The sequence below is a fragment of the Dyadobacter jiangsuensis genome (genome assembly GCF_003014695.1).
GTDB classification, from domain to species: Bacteria; Bacteroidota; Bacteroidia; order Cytophagales; family Spirosomataceae; genus Dyadobacter; species Dyadobacter jiangsuensis.
Genome location: NZ_PYAS01000007.1, coordinates 89352 through 105633 on the forward strand (window position 1 = coordinate 89352; position 16282 = coordinate 105633).

Sequence of the window (16282 nt, forward strand, 5' to 3'; positions counted from 1 at the left end):
ATCGCGTAGCGATGTAATGTAGGTAGCCATCTATCACAATGATATATTTCGAAAAATGCCGTCAGGCATGCGACAACAGAGCATTGTTGTTACATGCCTGACGGCATTTTTGACGCAACAGGCCCGCATGCGTCTGCTACCAATATTACATGCCTAACGGCATTTCGTCCCAGGATCAGTTTTGATTAAACTATCCCCGGCCATATCTGACAATCATGGCAACTCCTGTCTATTCCTGACAACACCTGACAACACCTGACTACTCATGACTATTCCTGACAACACTTGACAACACTTGACAACTCCTGCCCCCCTACGAATCAGCCGCGTGATAACGTGAACGGCCGCTGCGCGTCGATTTTCAGGAAGATGAAAAGCAGTACGGAAAACGACCACAACGACGATCCTCCATAACTGAAAAACGGTAATGGAATACCGATAACGGGCATTAAACCGATGGTCATGCCGACGTTGACCAGGAAGTGGAAGAATATGATTCCCGCCACACAATAGCCGTATACCCTGGCGAAGCGGCTCCGCTGTCGCTCGGCAAGCACCACGAGCCTGGATATCAATGCTACAAATAGGAAGACGACTATCGTCGTTCCCAGGAAGCCGTGCTCCTCCCCCACTGTACAGAAAATAAAGTCCGTGCTCTGCTCGGGTACGAAGTCGAATTTGGTTTGCGTCCCCTGTAAAAAGCCTTTGCCCCAAACTCCGCCGGAACCGATCGCGATTTTAGACTGGATGACGTTCCAACCGATACCGCGCGGGTCGGAATCGGGATCGAGCAGTACCATAATCCGGCCTCTCTGGTGTTTTTGAAGCACATTATTCATAAAGAAATCCACCCCGAACACAATCCCGATCATCACAAAAGCGACGATAATCGTAGCCCAAAGCCCTCCCCTGCGACGCGTCATGACGGGCATTAGCCAGATCACCAGCCCGGCGATCACGATAATGGCCCCGGCAATATACCATTTCACAAAAAGCAAGGTAATAATCAGCAAAGCCGCCCCGATCATCCCGATCGCGGGGATGAAACCGGGCATTCCCTCGCGGTAAAGGACAATCGCAAATGAGGCAAAAACGAGCATAGAACCCGTTTCATTCGACAAGAGGATCAGAAATGCCGGCAATGCGATAATCCCCATAATCGGGTAGTAATCCTTCAACTTCCGGTTGAGGCTAATTGCCGGGTCGCTCAGGTATTTGGAGATAGCCAGGCTCACCGCCAGCTTCGAAAACTCGGCCGGCTGCAACGAAAAACTGCCCAATTTGATCCAGGAGCGCGATCCATTGATATTGGAGCCCGCAAATAGGACCACCACGAGCAGGAATATCACAACGGCATAGATCACAAAAGAGAACGTCTCGTAAAACTTGTAATCGATTACGAGGATACAGATAATCAGCAATGCGGCTGTGCCGATCCACATCAACTGCTTTCCGGCATTGTTCGACAGATCGAACATATTCGTGTGCGCTTCGGGATTATAAACGGCGGCATAGATATTCAACCAGCCAATCGTCAGGCAAGCGATGTAGATCAACACCACCATCCAGTCCACGTTCTTGGTAATCGGCTTGCTTTCAGCCATTTTAATATCGGTTTGTAAGTTCTTAAAGTGCTTTTTGCTGGCTTTGCTTCGGCAGGGTTACGGGTCCCCTCATGGCAGCCGGGTTGGCAGGATGCGGTGCGCCCGGCAGGCGGTTGGCCGGATCGTTCGGATCGCCGGTTGGCTTTTTCACCTCTTCCTTCTTCTTCGTCTCCGTTTCACCCGGCTTTTTCGTCGTCGGCAACACGACTTTGCTCATCAGGTCGAGCTTCAACATCCGCTCTTCGAGTGCTTTGTTGGTCACTTTCCGTGACAGGTATTTTTCGATGATCAAGTTGGCAATCGGTGCAGCCGCCGAACCACCCGCACCCGCATTTTCGACAAACACAGCTATGGCAATTTTAGGATCATCCACGGGTGCGAATGCGATAAAAATCGAGTGGTCGTCCCCGCGCTTGTTTTGCGAAGTACCGGTTTTACCTGCAATGGTAATGCCTTCCACTTTGGAGCGCCTCGCCGTACCAGCCTCCACCGCCCCGATCATCCCTTCAATCACCGGCTCGAAATTGTGCGCGTCTACCCCGGTTTCATGCCTTTCCAGGAACTCGGGTTTCACGGTTTTCTTGTCGCCAATACCGTGGATCACGTGCGGCGTGTAGAAATAGCCGCGGTTGGCGATAATGGCGGCCACATTGGCCATTTTCAACGGCGTGATCAGCAACTCTCCCTCGCCGATACTGAGCGAGTAGATATTCGAGAACTTCCAGCGGTATTCACCGTAGAAGCGGTCGTAGTATTTTTTATTCGGCAAATTCCCCTTGTACTCACTCGGCAAGTCGATCCCGAGCCGCTGCCCGATCCCGAACTTCGCGATGTCGTCGTGCCAGGCATCCAGCCCTACGGCCGAAGCCTTGAAGGTATTTTTGATATTGTTTTTATAAATCAGCCTTCTGAATACATTGTAGAAATAGGGGTTGCAGGAATGCGTCACTCCGAGCGCCACTGTGCTCGTTGCCGGGTGATTGTGACACCCTACCGGGCAGTTTGCATGCGTAAAACCGCTGCCGGGGGTAATCACCCCTTCCTGCAAACCGATCAGCGCCTGAATCAGCTTAAATGTGGAACCCGGCCGGTAGCTCGCCATGACAGGCCTATTGAACAACGGCTTGTAAGGGTTACGCGCCAATGCTGCGAAGTTTTTGGAGAAATAACGGCTGGCAAGAATATTCGGATCGTAAGTCGGGGCAGAAACCATGGAAATGATCTGGCCGGTTTTGGGTTCTATCGCCACTACGCTTCCTACCTTATTCACCATCAGACTATCCGCGTATTGCTGCACTTCCAGGTCGAGACCCGTATAAAGGTTTTCTCCCGCGACGGCCATCGTGTCGAGCTCTCCGTTCTTCCAGGGACCTTTGTACACACCTGCCACGTTTTGCATCACAAACTTCGTCCCCCTTTTCCCCCTCAATTCATTTTCGTAAATGCGTTCGACACCGCTCTGGCCGATGTAATCGCCCTGGCGGTAGTAGGGCTCTTCCTGTTTTTCGAGCTGGCCTTTGGTGATCTCGCTCACATACCCTAGCGTATTCGCGAGCGTAGGCGCCGTGTAGGTACGCAGGGAGCTTTTGGCAAACTCAAAACCCGAGTAATCGACCATAATGTCCTGGATCGACGCAAAATCCTCTTTCGAAAGCTGCCGCAGGAACAACGACGGCTTCACACGGCTGTAAGTGCTGGCCGCATTCATGAGGCTGTCGAAATCACGCCTTTCAATACCCAAAACCTGACAAAAACGTAGCGTATCGTCCATTTTCACCTTGTAGGGTGTTACCAGCAAGTCATAAACGGGGGTATTATATACGATGAGCTTTCCGTAGCGGTCATAGATCTGGCCGCGAAATGGGATTTCTGTAACACGCTTAATGGAATTGCTCGACGATTCGATGGAATAACTTTCATCCAGCACTTGTAGATAGAAAAGTCGCAGCAAGTATATTATCCCAACTAAAGCGAAAAAACCAATGATAACAAATCGACGACTTTCGAGCATTCTGCACTAAAAATTCCGGTTCTCAATTTTCACACGAAGTTCGCAATAGCAAAAGATTATTCAAAGGAGGATTTCGGTTAATAAGTAATAAAATCTTCATTTTTAGGACATTTGGCGCAACCTATTCACCCTTAGCGACAACCATCACGATATCCTCCTTGTCTATCAGCACCAGACCATCCGGAAGGCCTTTAGGTTTGCGGATAAATTTCTTCGGCGTCACGATCACCGGGCACAACGAATCGTTCTTACGTTTCGAATAAAATGCCGCCAGTTCCGCCGCCCGCTCGATCACCGGCGCTGGAAATTTGCGTCCGGGCTGGTTCTTCACGACCACATGCGAGCCCGTTACATCCTTCGCGTGGAGCCAGAGATCTTCCTTATGCGCCTGCTTCGTCAGCAAATCGCTGTTCTTCGCATTACGGCCGATCAGAATGGTATAGCCCATAAAATCCAGGCGTTTGAAAAGATCATCGATGGTCGGGGCTGCGCTACCCTGTTCCAGCTTGTTCGTCTTGATATATGCGCGCAAATCGCGGAGCAGTTCGATCCCGCCGATATGCTCCAAATGCTCCTGCAAACGCTTCCGGTCCGCCTCACGAGCCGCGAGGCTGTCGTTCAGCCGGTCTATTTCGATCTTTTCGTTCTTCGCCTTCCGGTAATAGCCCTCCGCATTCTTCTGTGCGGAAAGGTCTTTTTTCAATTTGATGGTAATGGGCTGATCGCGGTAAAAATCATAGAGCTCTACTTTCTCGGCCCGCTCGGGAATGACGTGCAGATTGGCCATGATAATGTTGGCCAGTTCGTCGTTTTTCGTCGCATTTTCCAGGTCGACGAGTTTCTGGAAAGTATTTTCAAGATAATTATCTGTCTGCTGAATGCGCTTTTTCAACAACCTCACAATATCGGCCTTCTCTTTGTCCAGACCGCTCAGCCGGATATAAGCCAGGTAAAAGGCATTCAACGCCTCGATCGGGTCGTGTAAGACCTGCACGACTTCACCCGTTTCAAAAAGGGTCAGCGCAGGGATATTTTCAATTTTCGTAATGTAAAAAACCGACGATTCGAATTCCCTCAAAACCTCTTGCACAATCGCCCAGCGTTCCGCGAGATCGTCCTTGCCTGCCAGCTTACCGGAAAGATACTTATTGGCTACCTTTCCAAATGTCGGAAACAAGGGCTCAAAACGGCCATCATTCGCCACGAATGCCTCCCACGACTGGTCGATCTCCCGGTTCAGCGACGCCACCGTCAGGCCGCGGTCTGTTGAAAGCTTGTTATTAAAAAGCTGCGTCACCTCACCTTCTTCATTCAAGGCAATGAAATTGGACCGATTCCCAAAAAGCTTGAAAATCAAATCCCTGCCGCTTTCAAAATGCACCTGAATTGCCCGCTCGTTGCTGCACACCTTTACAAACTCCACACGATCCTCCGCAAAATCATGGAACAGATTGACACTATTCCGCCGCGCACGGTCGAAGCGTTCGGGGAAGCTCAGACAGGAGAAACTGTTGGTTAATGTGGCTTTGATGAAGAAGGGTTTTATCAGTTGCTGTTGCTCCCTGTCCTGCGGTTCGTTCTCTGTCTGTTCAGCAAAAACGATAATAAGCTCGTCCTTCTGCTGGCTGAATGCTTCCACAAAGACTTTCCCGGCAATTTCGGAATGCAGACGCAGGGCTAACTGTTTTATGAAATGATAATTCTGGTGCACTATCTTATTCGGGATTGTATTCGGGCAAATGTAGGGAGGAAAGGAGGAAGGAGCAAAGGGCGGCCCGCGTAGGGAGGAGTGATATTCTGTGGAAAGTGGTAGAGCAAACGACGGCTAATGGCAATCGCGTAGCGATGTAACATTGGTAGCAATGAATGATGGGATAATGTGTCAATCCCGTCAGGGATGCAACAACCGAAATAGTGCTATCCGACGATGCGGGAATGCCGACCGGCCAACATGCCATGATTTATTCGTTGATTTGTTGTTACATCCCTAACGGGATTTTCTGCCACGTGCTTCATTCTCTTTGCTACCGATGTTACATCGCTACGCGATTTTGTTTTTTTGCAAATGATCGGCATTCAGTTTTTATAATCTGAAACATATGGCATCCGTAATGCCGCAAAGCGGCTCCCTGTTTATAGAAAACATATTGCCACCGCGTCGTTTGGCTCCGTCGGAGCGTCCTTGTGTCGAAGGAGGCTCCAATGGAGCCAAAATCTCCCATGACTTTAATTTGCTACAAACAGGATGGCCCTCTGGGCCGCACTTCGCCGGCCTCCGACCGGCCGGAGGCCTGCGAATAAGCGTTCGAAGCACGAGCTCCGAACCATCCTCCCATTCCTCCTTCCAACAAAACAAGAGAAGCCCCCCGACTCCGGAAGGCTTCTTCTGCAATACTACTACACTTAAAAACACTAGTGCACGGACGAAGCGTCGACTTTGGTTTTGCCGCTCCGCGTCCATAACACAAAGGGAACACAAATCAAAAACATCACGCCCAGGTACAGGAACACATCCATGTACGACATTACCTGTGCTTGTTTGGACACCGTGTAGTCCAATATTTTATATCCGCTGTTCAGCGCGACGTCGGGCGCCATACCCTTGGCCATAAAGCTATGCTGCAAGCCTTCGACACGCTGCTGTACAATGGGGTTGTTCACATCCAGCTTACTCACCAGGTCGTTGCGGTGCGACATGTTCTGACGTGCGATGAACGTCGTGATCACCGCCACCCCGAACGAGCCGCCAAGCTGCCGCATCATACCCGTGAATGCGGCGCCTTCCCCGATTTCACGACCTGTCAAAGTCGATAATGCCAGGGTGGTAATCGGGACAAAAAGAAGTCCCAAACCTATACCGCGAACGATGAGCATGCTGAAAAACGCATCTTTACCAGTGTCGGGAGTCAGTATCAGGTAACCCCAATAGCTGTACACGAAGAAGAATATCATCCCGATGGCCACGAGATACTGTTGTTTCACACCGCGTTGCAGCAACTGACCTACAACGGGCATCATCATCGCAGTCACAATAGCCGCAGGTACCATGAGCATACCCGATTGTGTGGCCGTCCAGCCGAGTGTAGCCTGGGTGTAAAGCGGGATAATGAACGTCGAACCATACAAGCCGAAGCCCAGAATGAACGACAGCACCGTTCCAACCCTGAGGTTACCGTTGGCTAGTACGCGCAGGTTCACGATCGGGTTTTTGTAAGTCCATTCCCTCCAAATGAAGAAGAAGAATGAAAAAACGCTGGTGACAGAAAGTATCGTAATGATTTCGTCATTGAACCAGTCTTCTTCCTGGCCTTTTTCCAGCACATACTGTAATGAACCTACGGCGACGGCCAGAAAAATAATACCCCACCAGTCTATTTCATTTGCCGCTTTTTTGGCAGCGAATTTCGGGCTTCTCACAAATTCCATGGTCAGCATCGCTGCGATGATACCCAGCGGGATGTTGATGTAGAAAATGTAAGGCCAGCTGTAATTATCTACGATGTATCCCCCCAGCGGCGGGCCGAGCGTAGGGCCTACAATCACACCCAAACCATAAATAGCCTGTGCGATCCCGCGTTTTTCGGGTGGGTAACTTTCGGTGATCAGCGTTTGCGCGGTTACGAGCAATGCACCGCCGCCGAAACCTTGTATCAATCTGAAAAATACCAGCTCCCAGATATTATCGGCATTACCACAAAGAAATGAGGCTACCGTAAATATGATAATCGAAGCGGCAAAGTAGTTGCGACGGCCAAACTGCTGCGAGAGCCAGCTGGTCATCGGCACGATGATGACGTTACCGATTGCGTAAGCGGTAATCACCCAGCTCACCTCCGACAATGTGCCGCCCAGGTTTCCGCGCATGTCGTTGAGGGCCACGTTTACGATCGTGGTATCCACGATTTCCAGCAGCGCACACAATACAGCCGTGATGGTAATGATTACCCTGCGGTAGCCGTATTCGACGAGTGATTCCTGTAATTCCATTCGTTATTGGTTTTTAGAATCAAAAATTCGGTTCGAACACCTTAGTTCAGTTCCACGTCCACGAACACGTTCATACCCGGGCGCAGCTGCGCGATCTTGTCGTCGTCGGCTTTGGTAAACTCGATGCGTACCGGCAGACGTTGCACCACTTTCACGAAGTTACCGCTCGCATTATCAGGAGGCAGCAGCGCGAAACGGGCGCCGGTTGCCGGCGAGAAAGATGCCACTTGTGCGTCAAACTCGTGTTCAGGGTAAGCATCCACGTGGATTTTCACGTGCTGGCCAATCTTCATTTTGGTCAATTGCGTTTCCTTGAAGTTAGCGGTCACCCAAGGTTTGTGGGTCGAGATAATGCTGAACAGCGATTGTCCCGCTTGCAAATATTGCCCTAGCTGTGCATTCACTTTGGACACGCGGCCATCGGTAGGCGCTGTGATCACGGTATAAGACAGGTTCAATTCCGCATTCGCGATTTCAGCCTGGCGTGCTTTGATATTCGCATTCGCTACGGCTGATTGTACCGAGGTAGCTCTGGTTTGACGACCGGCAGCTTTTGCCTGACGTTCTGCTGCACCTTTCTGAGCTTCCAAAACTGCCAGCGCACGTTCCGCTTTTTGCTTCGTCGCCTGAGCCTGCTCAAATTCCTGCTGGGTGATCGAGTGGTCTTTGATCAGGTTTTCGTAGCGAGCGTAATCCTGATTGGCTCTCCACACATTCACTTTCGCTTCTTCGATCTGCGCGGCTACGACGGCGATATTCGCCTCGTAAGTAATGCCGCTCGCTGCCGACGCGTTGGTGGTTTCATGTGCCACGGTCAGGCTGCCCTCAGAACCTAACAGTCCCGCTTTGGCTTGTTCCAGCTTAATGATCTGGTCACGGTTGTCGAGCACGATCAACGTATCACCTTTTTTTACGGTCTGGTTGTCTTTCACCCGGATCTCTGTCACATACCCTGAAATTCTGGGAATTACGGGGCTAATATCTGAGTCAATCTGCGCGTCGTCGGTTTCTTCGTGGTGCTGTCCGTGGTTATATTTGGTAAAACCCCAGGTACCGCCGCCGATGATCAGCGCGGCAAGGATAATGAGGAAGCGGGTGTTTTTCTTTTTAGGTGCTTCTTCGGTGGTGTTTTGTTTCGTTTCCATCTTAATTCTGAATGATTGAATGACTGAATATTTGGGGGAGGAAGGAGGATGGAGGAAAGGGACGAGGGATTTTGTGTTTTGAGATACTCAATGCTTCCTCCCCTTCCTCCTTCCTCCCTTTCCTCCCCTAGTTGATAACTCCTGCCGTTTGCTCTAATTTCTTGTAAGCAACTACCGCATCGGCCTTCGCTGCTTCATAATCGATGCGCGATTGTACCTGCGCTACGTCCGCATCCAGCAATTCGGTCGTGGTTACGAGGCTGTTATCGTATTTATTTTTCGTGATGCGATAGTTTTCGTTAGCCTGCTCTACCGCTTTGGCATACACATCGATCTTCCTTTTGGTCAGCACGTAGTTATAATAGGCCGTGTTCACTTCCAGGTGAATCTTGTCGAGGATGATTTGCTCATTGGTTTTCAGCTGATAAGCCTTCGTACGCGCCTGTGCGATCTTCGCGCCCGATTTCCAGAGCGACGCTACATCGTATTTAAAACCAATACCCGCATTCACGGCGTTGGGGACAGTTACCACTCCCGGGATGCTCAATGCCACATAGCCCGCTGAGAGCGCTACGCTGGGATACAAATCTGCTTTGGCTACCTTAATATCGCTATCGGCAGCTTTCTGACGGATACCATTTGCCGCGAAGTCCTTGCGGTGTTCGAGCGCCGTTTGCTCCCATTCTGCCGCCACACCCTCTTCTTTGAGGATTGTAAAACTGTTGGAGTCGGCTTCAAGCACCGTTTCTTCCGGCAAGCCCAGCAACAGGTTCATATTAATGGTGGTGATTTTCAAATCGTTCTGCGCGTTCAGTAACGCCAGTTCCACGTTGGACTCCTGCAACTTGGCTTTCATCAGGTCGTTACGGGCCAGCATTCCATTTTTCTCGCGGTTGGTAAACTCCTGCACCCGCTCGCGCTCGCTTGTGAGGTTTTCGGTTACGAGGTCTACTGCTTTTTGAGCTTTATAGAGGTTGCCATAAGCAGCTACGGTGTTCTGGATCACTGCCTCGCGGTCGGCGTCGGCATCCAGTTTCGCGGCTTGCTCCACATACTTGGCCGATTCGAGGCCATATTTGAAACGAAAGCCGGAAAACAACGGCATCGACGCGCTCGCCATTCCATACATCGCCTGATGCACATTGGGCATTCCGCCGGAGTTGCCGGTACTGTCGCTGCCTTCCTGTTTGATTTTCAGGTTCACGTTCGGCGAGTTCACCCGCAGATAAGAACCCGACACACTGAAACTCGGCAACTGGTTTTCCTTCACCTGACGGATACCCAGTCCGGCGAGGTCGATATTGCTTTGGCTCAGCTTCAATTGCTTGCTGTTTTGCAGGCTCATGGTAATGGCCTCTTCCAGCTTGATTGTGCGTGCGGTTTGTGCGTACGAATGGCCGGTCACGGTAATCCAGACGATCCCGGTTGCCAGACAAACCATTCTTTTAATTCTGGATGTGGTGTTCATTGGTTATTGTTGATTTAAATAGGTTCTTAAGATGCTGGCTCAGTTCATTCCGCAAATGCTTCTGAAACTCTTCATCTGACTGATGTTCAAGGCCATTGAGAATTTTATAAAAATCCTGTGTGGCAATGGCGTAGTTGACTGTGCCGTAAAGTGTAGTAGTGACCAGGCTTACATTAATATCCTTCCGGAAATCGCCGGCATCCTGTCCTTCGCGGATCATCCGTTTGATGAGCTCCACGTTCCGCATTTTCAAACCACGGATATATTCCGAAATGACGGGTGTCCGCTCCGAGGAAAGCTGCTCGCGGAGCATGATGTTGTGAAAGCATTGGTTGCCCATCAGGCGGTCGATCACACTATCGATAAAGACATTGAATTTCTGAAGTGCGGAAAGTTCGCTGACCATCATCAGCGTTTCGAGCCGGGAGCTCGATTCTGCCATGCGTAGCTGGAAAAGCGCCTCGATCAGCTTTTCCTTCGAACCGAAATAATAGGATATCATCGAGACGTTCACATCCGCTTCCTGGGCAATATCCCTAACCGAAGTTCCGGCAAAACCTTTCTGTGAAAACAGCCGCTCTGCCACTTCTATTATCTGCAATTGTTTCACGTTGTATTCCATTTAAGCAACTCATTAGCAGGGATTCTTTTCTTCTTTTTGCTAATGGTGCTACAAAGGTAACCGGCTGTAAAACAAAAATCAAACGATCGTTTGATTTAATTAAACAAACGTTTGATTAGTAAAAGCAAATATTGAATTAGTACCATTAAAGTTTTTTAATCTCAATATTAAAAATACATTAACAGCTCATTATCAGTAACATATGAACACTACAAACCACCCCGTCGCGAACTGCGACCGGTTTTATTATACAAGAAAGGTTTAGATTTCTACTTCACACGTCCGGGATTCTCGCTCACAAAAGCGCCCCAACCACCCTTTTTGGCTTTTTTGGAACTTCCGGAAGCTACCGAGGCAGGGGAATTGGCGTGGTACTGGTGGCAAATGGCGATGGCAATGCCGTCGGTAGCATCCATAAATTCGCGACTCAGCTCCATTTTGAGGATCTTTTCCAGCATGTAGGCCACCTGCTCTTTGGAGGCATTACCGCTGCCGGTTACGGACTGTTTTACTTTCTTCGGAGAATACTCTACAATAGGAATATTGCGTGCGAGCGCCGCAGCCATGGCCACGCCTTGCGCGCGGCCGAGTTTGAGCATGGATTGTGCATTTTTACCGTAAAAAGGGTCTTCAATGGCCATTTCATCGGGCAGGTAATCCTCGATCAGCTGGGTCAGGCGCTCAAAGATTTTCTTCAACTTCAACTCGTGCGTACTATATTTGCTCAAATGAATCACACCATATTGAACCAGCGAAATCTGCTGTCCTTTGACCGATATCACCCCGTAACCCATCACCTGCGTGCCGGGATCGACCCCAATAATAACCTTTTCCGAAACCTCCGTTTTTAACATGGTGCAAGATAAGGAACTCTCCCCTCCAAAGCCAAAAAGCAACCAGGCAAACCTGCTCTGGGTGATCAAGCTCGTGGTGACCGCTTTGGTACTGAGTTACATTTACCGCACATTCCGGAATGAACAAAAGGGTATTGGTGATATTGGAAGCGTATTCGGGGAGATATGGACGGCGCCGAACGCCCCGGTGCTTGTTTTGATGGTCTTGCTCGTGCCGGTCAACTGGGCACTGGAGAGCCTCAAATGGCAGAAACTCATCGCCCGTATCATACCGCTTTCGTTCCGCGACGCGATGCGGGGAACCCTCACAGGCCTGGCTGTGGGCGTGGCCGTGCCTGCGCAGCTGGGCGATACGCTCGGGCGTGTGGCAGCGCTGAAATCCGACCGCCGGCTGGAAGCGATCGGCGCGGCGCTTATTTCAAACGGAATACAGTTTTATGTATCGGTACTCGCGGGCGCGTGCGGCTGGATTTACCTCAACAACCAGCTCGCTATCCCCCAAACGACGCGATTAATCGTTAATAGCATTCTGTTCCTGATCATCTGCCTGGGCCCTGCATTGGTGCCATTCAGAAAGCAGATCGGCACCTGGGAGCCTTCGCGAAGACTTTTTGTAAAAATAAAGGAGTATTTAAATGTAATAGGCCGCTACACGCCTTCGGAACTAGCTACCGGTACCGGCTATGGTTTGCTCCGATACCTGGTGTTCCTCACTCAATTCGTGCTTGCATTGTCGCTGTTTCATTTTCAAGTCAGTGTCGGGCAGCTTGCCGCGTGCGTGACATTGATTTTTTTAGCCAAAACATTGATCCCGGCGATTAATGTGCTGGGCGACCTGGGTTTACGCGAATTTACTGCCCTGGTAGTCTTCGCGCCATTCAAATTGCCTGCGGAACAGATCATCGCGGCCACATTTCTGATCTGGATATTGAATGTGCTCGGCCCGATCCTCGTAGGCATCTTCCTGATCTGGAAATATAAATGGAAGAAATCCCGATGAGCGGCATGACATTCATTTCCTGGGTTGCTGCGGCCATTTGGATATTGCTGGGCAGCTACGCGATGTTCACTTTGGCACTGGCTTTCCTATGGTCCAGGATCCGCAAACCTGCGGCGCCGGCGGGCATTCCCGACGACCTCTTTATTACGGTAATCATACCGGTACGGAATGAGGCCGAAAACATTCTCTTCCTGCTCGAAGATCTGGAACGGCAAACCTTGCACGTCAACCATTTCGAGGTGCTGGTGATGGACGACAGCTCGACCGACAACACGACGGCGATCGTCCGTGCATTCGCCGAGCATTCGAAGGCACAAATAAAGCTGATCCCCCTCCCCGACGTACGCACTTCGGCACCCAAGAAACGCGCGATCGAAACGGCCATCGGGCACGCGGAGGGCAAACTGATCGTAACCACCGACGGCGATTGCCGCGCACAGCCGGGCTGGCTGCATGCGATCGCATCGTGCTACCTGCACACGGGCGCGAAGCTCATCAGCTCTCCTGTGACATTTACGGACGAAACCAGCCTCACCGACCATTTACAGACCGTCGAGTTCGCAAGCCTGATCGGCAGCGGGGCTGCTTCGATGGCCGCAGGTTACCCGTCGATGTGCAACGGAGCGAACCTTTCCTACGAGAAAGAGACTTTCCTGGAAGTAAGCGGCTACGCCGGCGTAAGGCACATTGCCTCGGGCGATGATGAGTTTCTGATGCACAAAATCGCCGCGCGGCATCCGGGGTCGGTCCATTTCCTCCGCCACCGCGACGCCATCATTCGCACCGCGCCGCATCGCAACTGGGCCAGCTTTTACAGGCAGCGGAAACGCTGGGCAAGCAAATGGAAGCATTACCAGAGTAAAACACCGCTGGTGCTCGCCGTTTACATATTTGCAAGTAATTTTTCGATACTGCTCGCAGGTGGACTTGCCTGCACCGGAAGCATTTCCGCGGCCGCCTTTGGAGGTATGCTGGCGTTGAAATGCATTCCCGAATGGCTTTTCCTGGGCTCCGTACTCAGTTTTCTGCAAAAGAAGCGGTCACTCGCGTACATTCCGGTAACCCAGTTATGCTACCCCTTATACGTTTGCTTTTTCGGGTTGGCCGCTCAAAAAGGCCAGTACGAATGGAAAGGCAGGAAACTTTCATAAAACCCTGGGCGCGCGACCAGCCTGGCATATAAAAAAGCTGCCAGCAAAATGCCGGCAGCTTTAAGTTTCACATAACGCTATATAAGATCAATTCATTCTACTTTTTGAGCACTTTGGAAGAATACTTCCCTTCCGCATTTACCACATTCACAATATACATTCCCTGCGCAAAAGCCTGAACATTAACTTTGATTTCTGTTTGACCGGTCACCGGCATTGCCTGGTAAACCTGCTTTCCTCCTAGTGTGTAGATTTCGATTTTTTTCACCGGCGAGAAACTTTTGACATTCATTTCGTCCTGAGTCGGGTTCGGGAAGAAATCCACCGCCAACCGGGTATCGCAGGTTCCGGCTTGTACGCTACGGATTGCGCTGTATTCGAATGTCTCGTCGCTATCTACCTGCTTCAGACGATAATAGTAGCTCTTTACAGGTACAGACTCTGATGAAAATGGTGTGTCGTTGAAACTATATGTGGCCTTGGTGGCGTCGTAATCGATCCGAACAACAACATTGTAAGTCTTTGCATCTGACGAGCGTTCGACTTCAAAATGTGAGAAATTTTTGGCCTCGGTTACCTTCCATTTCAGTTCCGCACTGCAATTTACATTTTGTACGGTAAAATATGCTAATGTTACAGGTAAAGCTGTTGAAGGAGGTGGTGAAGTGTAGCAAGTTGTAGTCGATGCAGGGAAGGTAATGTTCACCACAGTCGATGGGTCGACGGTCACCCGGATGGTGGCGCCATCCGCACGCAGCGAGCCATAGCGATCGCTCGGATCCTCCACCCATTTGCTGTTTTCCTGCTTGTAACCAGGCCACGCAATGCCGTTTCCGTTAATATCCACCGCAGCACCCGGGAACAACAGGCTGCCTGTCAGCTCCAAATCATTGTCCTCCTGAATCACTTTTCCTTCCGAATTGATCCACTCGATTTTTGCAGTCTTGCCCTTTGCATCGTAGTTCGGCGTAATATTGTAATCCAGCCAGGGAGCGTTTTTCAAACATTTCGAAGAAGCGGTTGCATCGATTTTTTTATCAACCGGTTCCGGGATCGAGGGAAGGAATGGCCAGAAATGCACTTCGTCGCTCTTGTGTACAAAACTTTTGGCGATGATTTGCCCGTTGATATTTCCGTTGTTCTCTTTCACCAGATCGGCCTGCGGAGCGAAAATGGTACCGCTGATCTGCGCATTGCCGCCCAGCGTAATGCCTTTGGTCGCGTCCGGGAAGTTGTAGATCACATAGCTTCCTTGCGGATCGGACAAACCGCCGAAACCGGGAAAGTTGATCTTGTTGCTACCCGTCTGGCCGCAGAATGTAGGGAAATCGACGATGTTGATGATCAGGCCAAAATTGTTGCCCGAAGAAGTTTGTCCCAATTGCGGGCCCTGGGGGATACCCTCAATGTTAGCGTTTCCGATCTTGTTCCAAACTGCCGCAGACACCGTCAGGACGTTGATTTTGTTGGGGTCGACGATAATTTTAGGGTTATTGCCGATCGCATTGGGATCGAGGTATGGACCCATCGGGGCAGATGCCATAATGTTTCCGTTCTGATCGCGGATAGGCAGGTTATCCGCCATATCTCTCAGTTGGCTCGACCGCTTAATAAATGTGATGAATGCACCATCGATATCGATCTGGTTTGCACCGGTTCCGAAGACATTTTCACAAACCGGGTTCACCGACTCGCTCACGCTGGGCGACCAGGTATTGATGTTTGCATTGATCGTGATATTTGGTGTTTCCCAGTATTGCTTGTTGTTTTCGGTGATGCGGATAGTCGACGCTGCATTGTTGTTATCCTTGTACCAAACTTTGAGGCTTGTGCCTGAACCATCCGAAGGGCTGCAATTACCGATTTTTACATAATTGTCACCGTTCACCGTCAGGCTCCCGCTATTCAGTTTCACTGCACCGCGAACCGCCAGGCCGATCGACGCATTGTTCACGAAAAGCACGCCGTGCTGCTTGTTGAAACTGATCTGGTATTGATTGGTGGTCACATTTCCGCCGACCGCAATGGGGCCTTCGGTTTCATTGGATTGCAATGTGGCATCACCTTTGACGAATATATTGAACCGCTGAGCCGCCGAAGTTGGGCTCTGAGCGAGTGCCTGACTTACATTTAACGAGGAGAGCGCTAAAAGACTTATGAGGAAAGGTTTGACGAACATGTTGTTGAGTTTTATTTCTTGCTCAACGAAATTAGACCACCCCTTTCGATCCATTATTCTTTTTGTGACCAGTCCGGGGGACTTTGGGGTAATATCTATGTTTTTGGGGGTGACAACTTCTTTAAAAATTGCACTAATCGAAGATAATACACAACATACAACAAAGTAGTATTAATTGAATGAAGCTATTTTTAATCACTACAAAGTCGTACTATTTTTACACAAACACTTTAAAATCGCTCATTATTTCTAGAATTTGCT

11 protein-coding genes are annotated in these 16282 nt (G+C 50.2%); 2 read left to right on the plus strand and 9 right to left on the minus strand.

What is annotated here, in order from left to right:
• Positions 1-320: 320 nt before the first annotated feature.
• The 8 genes from rodA to ruvC all read right to left on the minus strand — a co-directional run bounded on the left by rodA (position 321) and on the right by ruvC (position 11691).
• On the minus strand, positions 321-1604 hold the full coding sequence (gene rodA, locus CLV60_RS15630) for a rod shape-determining protein RodA (RefSeq protein WP_106596314.1): 1284 nt from the start codon (positions 1602-1604) through the stop codon (positions 321-323).
• Between the two features lie 22 nt (positions 1605-1626).
• Positions 1627-3615: a penicillin-binding transpeptidase domain-containing protein gene (locus CLV60_RS15635; RefSeq protein ID WP_106596315.1), complete on the minus strand. Its 1989-nt coding sequence runs from the start codon at positions 3613-3615 to the stop codon at positions 1627-1629.
• Between the two features lie 121 nt (positions 3616-3736).
• The gene (locus tag CLV60_RS15640; protein WP_106596316.1) at positions 3737-5326 is read right to left on the minus strand and encodes an NFACT RNA binding domain-containing protein; all 1590 of its coding nucleotides are present in this window, start codon (positions 5324-5326) and stop codon (positions 3737-3739) included.
• Positions 5327-6027: 701 nt separating this feature from the next.
• Positions 6028-7602 carry a DHA2 family efflux MFS transporter permease subunit gene (locus CLV60_RS15645; protein WP_106596317.1) on the minus strand — a complete coding sequence of 525 codons (1575 nt, stop codon included), beginning with the start codon at positions 7600-7602 and terminating at the stop codon, positions 6028-6030.
• 41 nt (positions 7603-7643) lie between these two features.
• Entirely contained in the window at positions 7644-8747 is a 1104-nt protein-coding gene (locus CLV60_RS15650; protein WP_106596318.1) for an HlyD family secretion protein, read from the minus strand.
• A gap of 127 nt (positions 8748-8874) precedes the next feature.
• Positions 8875-10215, minus strand: a complete 1341-nt coding sequence (locus CLV60_RS15655) for a TolC family protein (RefSeq protein ID WP_229210987.1) — start codon at positions 10213-10215, stop codon at positions 8875-8877.
• Positions 10193-10837, minus strand: coding sequence for a TetR/AcrR family transcriptional regulator (locus tag CLV60_RS15660; RefSeq protein WP_106596320.1), 645 nt, complete (start codon positions 10835-10837; stop codon positions 10193-10195). The genes CLV60_RS15655 and CLV60_RS15660 overlap by 23 nt, the downstream gene beginning before the upstream one ends.
• Before the next feature lie 269 nt (positions 10838-11106).
• Positions 11107-11691: a crossover junction endodeoxyribonuclease RuvC gene (ruvC, locus tag CLV60_RS15665; protein WP_106596321.1), complete on the minus strand. Its 585-nt coding sequence runs from the start codon at positions 11689-11691 to the stop codon at positions 11107-11109.
• Here ruvC and CLV60_RS15670 point away from each other — a divergent pair.
• Both CLV60_RS15670 and CLV60_RS15675 read left to right on the plus strand, forming a co-directional pair.
• A complete protein-coding gene (locus CLV60_RS15670) occupies positions 11690-12691 on the plus strand; it encodes a lysylphosphatidylglycerol synthase transmembrane domain-containing protein (RefSeq protein WP_106596322.1) in 1002 nt (333 codons plus the stop codon). The two genes, ruvC and CLV60_RS15670, sit on opposite strands and share 2 nt — an antisense overlap.
• Entirely contained in the window at positions 12673-13842 is a 1170-nt protein-coding gene (locus CLV60_RS15675) for a glycosyltransferase (RefSeq protein WP_229210988.1), read from the plus strand. The genes CLV60_RS15670 and CLV60_RS15675 overlap by 19 nt, the downstream gene beginning before the upstream one ends.
• A 97-nt stretch (positions 13843-13939) precedes the next feature.
• Here CLV60_RS15675 and CLV60_RS15680 read toward each other — a convergent pair whose 3' ends face one another.
• Positions 13940-16021, minus strand: coding sequence for a choice-of-anchor A family protein (locus CLV60_RS15680; protein WP_106596323.1), 2082 nt, complete (start codon positions 16019-16021; stop codon positions 13940-13942).
• Positions 16022-16282: the final 261 nt, after the last annotated feature.